This is a genomic window from Occallatibacter sp. (assembly GCF_049510455.1).
Classification (GTDB): domain Bacteria; phylum Acidobacteriota; class Terriglobia; order Terriglobales; family Acidobacteriaceae; genus Telmatobacter.
Genome location: NZ_JBEKYX010000147.1, coordinates 1 through 7,267, shown reverse-complemented (window position 1 = coordinate 7,267; position 7,267 = coordinate 1). Strand labels below are relative to the sequence as shown.

The 7,267-nt window shown below is 55.0% G+C and carries 7 protein-coding genes; 3 read left to right on the top strand and 4 right to left on the bottom strand.

What is annotated here, in order from left to right:
* On the top strand, positions 1-246 hold a 246-nt coding region (locus ABSG47_RS19595; RefSeq protein ID WP_424171823.1), incomplete at its 5' end, for a hypothetical protein.
* 253 nt (positions 247-499) lie between these two features.
* Here the strand turns inward: ABSG47_RS19595 and ABSG47_RS19590 are convergent.
* Both ABSG47_RS19590 and ABSG47_RS19585 read right to left on the bottom strand, forming a co-directional pair.
* Complete coding sequence (locus ABSG47_RS19590; protein WP_424171820.1) at positions 500-1,159, bottom strand: NAD(P)-dependent oxidoreductase; 660 nt, start codon at positions 1,157-1,159, stop codon at positions 500-502.
* A gap of 66 nt (positions 1,160-1,225) precedes the next feature.
* Positions 1,226-1,858 (bottom strand): GNAT family N-acetyltransferase, encoded by a 633-nt coding sequence (locus ABSG47_RS19585; protein ID WP_424171818.1) that lies wholly within the window; start codon positions 1,856-1,858, stop codon positions 1,226-1,228.
* A 786-nt stretch (positions 1,859-2,644) separates the two neighbouring features.
* On the opposite strand from ABSG47_RS19585, the gene ABSG47_RS19580 reads away from it, so the two are divergent.
* Together ABSG47_RS19580 and ABSG47_RS19575 are read left to right on the top strand one after the other, a co-directional pair.
* Entirely contained in the window at positions 2,645-4,285 is a 1,641-nt protein-coding gene (locus tag ABSG47_RS19580; RefSeq protein WP_424171815.1) for a Na+/H+ antiporter, read from the top strand.
* Positions 4,286-4,936: 651 nt separating this feature from the next.
* A complete protein-coding gene (locus ABSG47_RS19575) occupies positions 4,937-5,350 on the top strand; it encodes a response regulator (protein ID WP_424171812.1) in 414 nt (137 codons plus the stop codon).
* Positions 5,351-5,383: 33 nt separating this feature from the next.
* On the opposite strand, the gene ABSG47_RS19570 is transcribed toward ABSG47_RS19575, so the two are convergent.
* A complete protein-coding gene (locus ABSG47_RS19570; protein WP_424171809.1) occupies positions 5,384-6,790 on the bottom strand; it encodes a sigma-54-dependent transcriptional regulator in 1,407 nt (468 codons plus the stop codon).
* On the bottom strand, positions 6,783-7,267 hold a 485-nt coding region (locus ABSG47_RS19565), incomplete at its 5' end, for a sensor histidine kinase (protein WP_424171806.1). The genes ABSG47_RS19570 and ABSG47_RS19565, both read right to left, overlap by 8 nt.

Below are 7,267 nucleotides of genomic sequence, written 5' to 3'. Positions count from 1 at the left end.
CAGAACCCGAAAAGCCCCATAAACACGCACCAAAACACCAATTCAAACCGGTTTGAAGGCAAAAAGTCCACAACTCCCCAAGGAATTCAAGGACTTGTGGCGTTTTTCAATGAGTTCCTAGATCGTAAAACCTTGGTCGTCCACACGAGGCTGGCTTGCGAAAAAACGACGATGATCGGCGGTTCGAAGCCCGAGACGGCTTTATTCAGTGATGCACACCCCATTTCAGATCCCGACGATTGGTAGCGTACTGGATCCCCGCCGCAACATCGCGGCTTAGGGAGACTCAACTCATTGAAGCTAAGCAGGTTGTGGTTTCGCTGCTTCTATGCCATTTTGGCAACATAACACAACTCATTGAAACTGCATGGTACGGACCGCAGCCTACACCACGCTCCACACGTATTTTTCCCCTTACCTTATTGGACCTTTTCAGGACCTCTGACTTTCAGGCCTTAGATTGGTAACCACAAGCCGACTCGAGATTTAGCTTCGGAAATCACTTGGTGCAGATCATTGGCGTTCGCGAGGTACTGCTTGTGGGCTCTTCCAGGCAGCGAAGCAGGAAGCTCGCGACATCCGCTCGCGAAATCGAATCGATCAGACCGTAATGGCTACATATTTTCACTTTGTTCGTCAACCGGCCAGTCGTAAGTGTCACCGGGCGGACGATGGTCCAGTCGAGGTTGGATCGTTCGACCTGATTTTCCATCCTGGCCAGATCCTTATATTCGAGCCCGACCGTGGAATGATCGAAGACGAAGCGCAGCACTGGGTGGACGAGGGGAGCGCTCGTACCGACTCCGGCAGCACTGACAATGGCGAGTCGTTTCGGCATAGCGAGCGCTGTCATCGCTTCTATTAAGCTCCTGGAGAAGAGTTCCATGAGATCTAAAGGAGAGGTCATTTTCGACCACGGATTTGTTGGGTTTTTCCGACGCGAGCCGAGACAGCTGATGACGGCGTCTGCTCCAGCGATGACTTCTGCCAAGGCTTGACGATCGAAGAAGTCACTCACATAGGCGACTTCAAGATTGGACTCCAAGCGAGGGGTTGAAGAGCTGCGATACACTCCCCGGACCGCATAGCCCTTTTGGAGGGCCTGCTGAACAACGTGGTTGCCAACGCCGCCGGACGCGCCAAAAACGACAACTTTCATCCTTGAACTCTAACTGAATGAGAGGACCGGCAAACGCTGTTTGCGGAAGTGATCCGCTCTTGCAGGTCAAGCCTTGCGTGGGTGTCCACCAGGGCGGGACATAAACCAGTTGAGTACTCCCATTACGTTGGCTTCTGCTACCACCGCGAACCCGAATTTCTGGTAGAAATGAACGTTTGATTGCCGGTCGGTCTCGAGATACGCAACGGCTCCATCGGCATCCCTCTGCGCACAGAACGCGGTCAGCAAGGCGCTTCCAATTCCCTGGCGCTGGAGGCTGGGTTCGATGGCCACGGGTCCCAGATGCCAGTGCGGCTCCGCAGGATCGCGATGCGCCCATGCCTCGGTCCAGTTCAGAACGCGAAGCGCCGCGCGGAGTGGATTGCCGAACACGACCGCAGGTACCACGCGGAGCTTTTCAAGAGGAGTGGGCTGACAAGAGCCGGGCCGTGCCATGCCGCAGATGCCTACAAGCGCGTGATCGCGATACGCGCCGTAGATCAACCCCCTCAGGAGGAGACCGAGCAGTACCGGCCGGAAGAACCTTTCCAGCGCCCGACGGCGGTGCTCCGGGTCCGATATGGCGAAGACCTGAAGGTGCATGGGATTGTCGCGCATGGCGCGGCCAAGGATCAGGGCGGCTGGTCGAAGGTCGGTTCGCCGCAGCTGGCCCAGCTTTACTACGCAGTTGGTTCTCATTCAGATACCCGCAAAGTCAAGTGAGCTGAACCTCATATCCATGGCTCGGCTTAAAGGGATTATCGATAAGTCGCCACGTGATCAGCCGGTATTCATCGAAGCGCACCAGCTTTGAAGGTGTGTTGTATTTCCTCCTTCGGCGCCGGCGCTACTGCTGGGGAACTCTTTCCGCCTGCTTTCCTCTTGCTACTACGGTTTCGATTTTATCGTCGGCGGGAATTTGAAATTCGGGTGGGTCTGGTTCACCACGGTCCGAAGGGCGCAAATTGTCCTCCCGGACATGTTGGCCCGGTTATCACGATTTCCAGCCCGGCTGCAGTGTTTCGACTTTTGGGAATGCACACCAATTTAGAAATCGCTGTCGTTCCCGAAGAAAGAACGCCATCGATGGTTAGCAGCGCCTTCTTGTTTTGACATAGTCTTGACCATCCGCTCCTCGATAGGGCACTGAAGTTCGTGACTGTATCAAGCAGAAAATTCAGCGATACACAGTTGTAAGGATCGATTAGGCTCACTGTGCGAGGGAAACGCAAGACTTTCCATGACTCTTTTATTCGTATGATGTCATGGATCGGTGGCTGCAATGCAGTGGGCTCTCCAAAGAAGCGCAATACCCGCAAGAAAGCTAATGAGTATCGAGACCATGAGAAAGGCTAAAGAGGAATGTCCGACAGACACGCTTTAACGAGAGCATCCTCCCTTGCGTAGCGAGACCGAATTGAGCACCCTCTGCCGCCGTGCGAGGCGATAATAGATCATGCTCTCTGCCCCTAACTTCGACAGCGCATGGATCAGGTTGGTGGGTTCATGATCAGCGGGACGGGCATTCAAGCTGTACAGTCCGTGTTTTTGATGCTGCTTGTGTTTGTGGCTATGTTCGCCGGGTTGGCACGTCGTTTGAAGGTACCCTATCCGATCCTGCTCGTAGTTGCAGGCCTTCTGGTAAGTTTCGTCCCAGGAATGCCTCGGATTGGATTCAATCCGGACCTGGTTTTTGTCGTCTTCCTGCCGCCACTCCTATACTCCGCAGCGTGGACGCTCTCATGGAGAGAGTTCCAGCGGAGTTTTGTAAGCATCGCGATGCTTGCGGTAGGGTTGGTTCTGTTTACGGTGGTAGGGCTGGCCTTGGCGTCAGGTTCTCTGTTGCCAGGCTTCGACTGGCGATCCGGAGTTTTGTTAGGTGCAGTCGTCGCCGCTACCGATGCGATTGCGGCGACGTCTATCGCGCGAAGAGTTGGCCTGCCGCAAAAGATCGTAGAGATTCTGGAAGCCGAAAGCTTGGTGAACGACGGGACCGGACTGCTCGCATTACAGTTTGGGCTGACAATGCTGGTCACAGGTCGAACACCATCCATCGTCGAAGGTGTAGGACGATTATTCTTCCTGACCGGCGGCGGCGTTCTCATTGGCCTGGCAATCGGAGTTGTGGTCGCGTGGTTTGAGCGGTGGGTGGATGATGGGCCGATCGAGATCGTAATTAGCATCCTGGTGCCCTACGCGGCGTATCTCATCGGTGACCGGGCACACACGTCCGGCGTGATTGCAGTGATCGCATGCAGCATGTATATGAGCCGCCAAAGCCCACAGTACATGTCGCCTCAGGTTCGACTACAAACCGCAGCTGTGTGGGATGCATTGACCTTTATTTTGAATGGAATTGTATTTGTCCTGATTGGGCTTCAACTGCCCTATGTCGTGGGGCAGATCGGCGGCATGAGTCATGAGGTCTTGTTAGAGTACGGAGTCGGTTTCAGCGTTGTCATGATCATCGTGCGGATGGTCTGGGTTTATGGTGAAACTTATATTGCCTACGCGATACGTCGCTGGATTCATAAAGTGAAGGTCGTTGAACCAAATCCACGAACCGTATTCGTCATCGGATGGGGCGGGATGCGGGGCGTGTTGTCGCTGGCGGCTGCTGTTTCTCTCCCATATGCTCTGCCGAATGGAAGGACTTTCCCGCAGAGAAGCATGATCATCTATCTCGCCTTTTGCCTGATTGTGACGACGCTGGTATTCCAAGGCCTTACGTTGCCATGGCTTATTCGAAAGCTGGGTCTATCGGAATCGGAACGCATGAACGATGAAGAACAGGAAGCACGACGAATTCTTCTTCGAGAGGCACTCGTACATCTCGACCGAAAACGGTCGAGGAGTCGCGACCAGGCAGGAATCTATAGCGAGTTAATTGGAAGTTATCAGAGGAGATTGGATGCGTTGCCTGCCGAACGAGAAGAGCCCATCCAAGGGCTGGTTGATCATGCGAGCCGCCAGGAGGCGATTCTCTCGGTTCTCCAAGTAGAAAGAGAGACACTAATTAGGCTACGGGACGAGGGGCGTATCGATGATGAAGTTATGCGGACACTACAGCGTGAACTCGATCTGACGGAAAGCCGTATGCACTCGGGATCACTCCTGCTGCATTAAGAGGCGAAAGTTGATTCGGGATGCTCCGGCAGCGCATGATGTCGAGGTTGCCGCTGGCATGGGCGTCCGCCCCGCCATCGGCTTCGTTCAAACACGTTTCTTATCATTTACTCCTACTTTCCTCGTGCCCGAACAGGTTTGCCATCGACTCGAATATTAACCGTGCGCTTGATGGGAACACGAGTGATCATTCCTGCCGCGTCGCAGTGAGCGACCTCTTCTCCATTGGAGTAACCGGCGTCCGCCCCTATTTGAAAACTATCTACCCCAGAATTCTCTTTGCAGCCTCAGCCATCGGCCGGAGGCGCCGAATATCAGATGCATCAGGCACAACAGCACGTGTCACGATTTAACGCACGTTCCGTATCAATGACACTCTGAATGTTGTAGCCCGGGAGAGCGTTCGATTGGGGCTACCCAGGAACTGAGCGGCGACTTCCCACTCTGCTTCTATACTGATGCTGCGGACCATTCAGGAAGGGCCGTGACGCAGTTATTGAGCAGGAATCCCGGGATTTTACCGTATGACTTAGGCAACGACAAGCGCGTCAGCTACATCAGAATTATCGCGACGAGCGAGAATAAGAATATGAGATGTATGGCAGATTCGGCCGGTCAAGATCTCCATCGCGCTACGATGGAGAGAGGCAGATGACTGTAGAGATCGAAAAGCGAAGGCGAGTTTTGATTGTCGATGATGAGCGATTGATTACCAGTACGCTCGTGACGATCTTCTCCCAACGTGGCTACGAGACCGAGGGTGTTTACTCCGCTGAACAGGCAATTGCCTTGCTGGAAGACTGGCATCCTGAACTGGTCATTATTGATGTATTGCTCCCAGCGATGAATGGTATTGATTTGGCCATTCGGGTCAGATCCCAATGGCCGGGGTGCCACATATCCCTGTTTTCAGGTCAGGCGGCCACAGCCGATCTACTCGAATTGGCAATCCAGAGCGGACACACATTCGATGTCCTTGCGAAGCCAGTACATCCGACTGAATTGCTCGAAATGGCCGGGCGACTGCTTGGCGAGCCACCTGCTTCCATCGCATACGAAAGTTGAAGGATTCTCGGAGATTGGAGAACCGGAACCGGCTTAGAGCATTCCGAATTGTGTCAACTTCTCGTAGAGTAGCCGTCGATGGATTCCGAGCCTGCGTGCGGCATCCGACTTGTTGCCGTGGGCAGCCTTCAATGCCTGCTCGATAAGATAACGCTCCCAGTTTGCGACCGCATCATGAAATGGCAGTCCGATCGCTGCCTGGATGTCGAATGCGCCCGGTGCGGGAGTCCTCGCCTTGGTCAATTCCTCGTGGATCTGTTCGGCTGTGATGGCTCGTCCGCCCGCCTTAACGGCAGCGCGTTCGATCAGATGCTCCAGTTCTCGCACGTTGCCTGGGAAGGGATAGCTTTGCAGGGCCACGATGGCGTCGGCGGCGAGTCCTGTCGCGGCGACCTGATTGCGGTTGGCGTAGCGCGCAAGAAAATACTCCGCCAAGGGGAGTATGTCGGACTGACGTTCGCGCAGCGGCGGAAGGTGGACAGTAAACGCATTAAGTCGATAGAACAGGTCGGCGCGGAAAGTCTTCTGCTCTACATCGTCTTCCAATGGACGGTTCGTAGCGGCGATTACCCGGACATCGGCGTGGATGGAAGCCGTTCCGCCGACCCGCTCGAAGGTGTGCTCTTGCAGGACACGAAGTAGCTTAGGTTGCAGCGAAAGGGGTAATTCGCCAATCTCATCAAGAAAGATCGTGCCTCCATCCGCAGCCTCAAATTTCCCGCGTTTCTGGGAGATTGCTCCGGTAAATGCCCCTCGTTCATGTCCGAAGAGTTCGGACTCCAATAGCTCTGGCGGCAACGCTGCACAGTTGAGGATAATGAAGGGGTGGCGGCTCCTTGCGCTGTTGTCATGAATCGCGCGCGCAACAACTTCCTTACCCGTGCCCGATTCTCCGAGAAGCAAAACTCCTACGTCGGTGGCAGCCACCCTGCCGATATTCTTGAAGATCTCGATCCATGCCGGCGAGGCGCCGATAAGTTGAGGCTTCATCCCCTCTTCGGGTGCGCTGATGTCCTCAAGAGCGCGATCTCTGAACCGCTGTTGTCGCAGCAGTTCGACCTCGCGCTGCAGTTCCATGTGCCGGATAGCGCGTGCAACGGTCGCAAGAGCCTGGTCGATGTCGAGGGGCTTCGTAATGAAGTCGTAGGCTCCGAGTTGCATCGCCTGCATGGCATTCGGCCCCGTACCATGGGCGGTGAGAATAATGACAGGCATGGTGGTCAGTAGTCCTTCGGAATGGAGGCTCTTGAGAAACTGCTCCCCGCCTCCACCGGGCATCTTCCAATCACACAGCGTAAGGTCGGGAGTCGAGGTCTGAAGTAAGGTAAGCGCTTCCTCAGCATTCGTTGCGACAAGGGTCTGGTAGCCCGCATCCGACAGCAGTTCCCGTAGCGTCTCCCGAAAGTTGTGATCGTCGTCCACGATGAGCACTTCAGCCATCTTGCCCTGCCTCTTTATCTACCTGTCTTAGCGTACCGCTGTTCAACGGCAATCGGAGTGATGCCACGGCACCGCCACCCTCCCGGTTGGCGAGAATCATCTCACCTCCGTGAGCCTGCACAATCTCGAAAGAGATGGAGAGACCGAGTCCTGTTCCGTTGTCCTTCGTGGTGTAGAACGGGTCCATCGCATGGCGCAAGGCTGCTGGGGTAAATCCTCGCCCATCGTCCATGATGTCGATGCGGGCGAAGTCAGCTTCGAGCGAAGTGCTGATCGTTACATTTCCAGCCTGTGAGGTGGAATGCGACGCTGAATGCACCGCGTTCTCCATGAGGTTGTCGAGCACCTGGAGCAGTCGGCCTCGGTCCGCCGTGACGACGCTGTGGGATGTTTCCTTGCAGACAATCTGAACCCCCTTGGCGGTTTCTTTTTCTGCCCATGTCGAGGCTGTGACTGCGCATAGATCATCCAGCGAGA